This window comes from Rhodococcus sp. (in: high G+C Gram-positive bacteria) (assembly GCF_049286785.1).
Taxonomy (GTDB): Bacteria; Actinomycetota; Actinomycetes; order Mycobacteriales; family Mycobacteriaceae; genus Rhodococcus_F.
On the sequence record NZ_JBAQEO010000852.1, the window covers coordinates 1 to 1,680 of the forward strand.

The window sequence follows — 1,680 nt, forward strand, 5'->3', positions numbered from 1 at the left end:
GCCGGATGCTCGAGCAGGAAATCGTTGAGTTTCTCGGCGATGGCCGCTTCGACGATGCCCTTCACCTCGGACGAAACCAGCTTGTCCTTGGTCTGCGACGAGAATTTCGGGTCCGGTACCTTGACCGACAGGACACAGGTCAAGCCTTCGCGAATGTCCTCACCTGCAGTCTCGACCTTGGCCTTTTTGGCCAGGCCCTCCTTTTCCATGTACTGGTTCAGCGTACGCGTCAGGCCAGCCCGAAAGCCTGCCAGATGGGTACCGCCATCGCGCTGAGGAATGTTGTTGGTGAAACAGAACATCGTCTCCTGATAGGAGTCATTCCACTGGATCGCGACCTCGACACCCACATCGCCGCGCTGGTCCAGAAAATGAAATACGGTCGGATGCAGTGGGGTCTTGTTGCGGTTCAGGTGCTGGACAAACGAGCTGATGCCGCCAACGTACTCGAACACTTCATGCCGGTCCTCGCGCTCGTCGTTGAGCTCGATGCGCACCCCGGAGTTCAGGAACGACAACTCGCGCAGACGCTTGGCCAGAATGTCGTAGTGGAACTCCATGTCGGCAAACACATTGGGGCTGGGCCGAAAATAGACCCAGGTACCGGTCGTGTCAGCGTCCCCCACAATCGCCAATGGAGCCTGCGGTTCGCCGTCGCGATAAATCTGCTCGTGCAGCTTGCCATCACGGCGAATAACCAGCTTTAGGTATTCAGAGAGGGCATTTACGACCGAGACGCCAACACCATGCAAGCCGCCAGAAATCTTGTACGAGTTGTCGTCGAACTTCCCCCCGGCGTGCAGCGTGGTCATGATTACCTCGGCCGCAGAGCACCCTTCCTCGGCGTGGATGTCCACCGGAATACCGCGGCCATCGTCCTCGACGCTGATCCCACCGTCACTGTGGATCATCACCGTCACGTTCGTGCAGTGCCCGGCCAGCGCCTCGTCGATGGCGTTGTCGACCACCTCGAAGACCATGTGGTGCAAGCCGGTCCCGTCATCGGTATCACCGATATACATGCCGGGGCGCTTACGCACAGCGTCCAGGCCTTTCAACACCTTGATGCTGGATGAGTCGTAAACGTTTGCGTCAGTCATAGGAGTCTCAAGAAGGTGCCTGCACCAGAGTTCCGCGTTCCACGTGAAACACGGAGGCGACGTCGGCGGTAAGTTCGGCGTGCATGACCGGGGATGTGACGAAGCGTTGCAGTTGATGGCCCGCCAACGCCGCGAGAACCGCGCTCAAATGTCGGCCATCCAGTTCGGCGGCCAAGTCGTCAAAAAAAATGATGGGCTCTGACTCCGGCCTGCACCGCAACAAGTCCTCGAGCTGCGCAAGGCGAAAGACCAAATAGAGCAGCTTGACCTGTCCGGACGACAGGTGCTCCAGCCCGAGCCGCTGCTCGGTGCGCACCAGCAAGTTCGCCCGATGTGGCCCACCCGAAGTGTACCCAAGACCACGATCCCTGTGTTCAGTTTCAGCCCAGTGGTCAGACAAGGTCTGACCGTCACGCCACCCGCGCTGCACTTCAAGCCTTACGCCAAAATCGACATCCAGGCGCGCGCAAAATCTCTCGACGCCGGCCTGAAGACGCTGAGCGTAAACCTGTCTGCTGGCGCTTACCTGCTCTCCCGCTACGGCCATCGCATCGAGCCATGGCGCTGCCGGCTGCCGGTT

The 1,680-nt window shown here is 59.5% G+C and carries 3 protein-coding genes; 1 reads left to right on the forward strand and 2 read right to left on the reverse strand.

From position 1 onward, the window contains the following. Together WAW17_RS30310 and WAW17_RS30315 are read right to left on the reverse strand one after the other, a co-directional pair. Nucleotides 1-1,100, reverse strand: a 1,100-nt coding sequence (locus tag WAW17_RS30310; RefSeq protein ID WP_422336544.1) for an ATP-binding protein, incomplete at its 3' end; no start/stop codon positions are given. A gap of 7 nt (nucleotides 1,101-1,107) precedes the next feature. Further along, nucleotides 1,108-1,422: a hypothetical protein gene (locus tag WAW17_RS30315; protein WP_422336545.1), complete on the reverse strand. Its 315-nt coding sequence runs from the start codon at nucleotides 1,420-1,422 to the stop codon at nucleotides 1,108-1,110. 48 nt (nucleotides 1,423-1,470) lie between these two features. On the opposite strand from WAW17_RS30315, the gene WAW17_RS30320 reads away from it, so the two are divergent. Next, nucleotides 1,471-1,680, forward strand: a 210-nt coding sequence (locus tag WAW17_RS30320) for a hypothetical protein (protein ID WP_422336546.1), incomplete at its 3' end; no start/stop codon positions are given.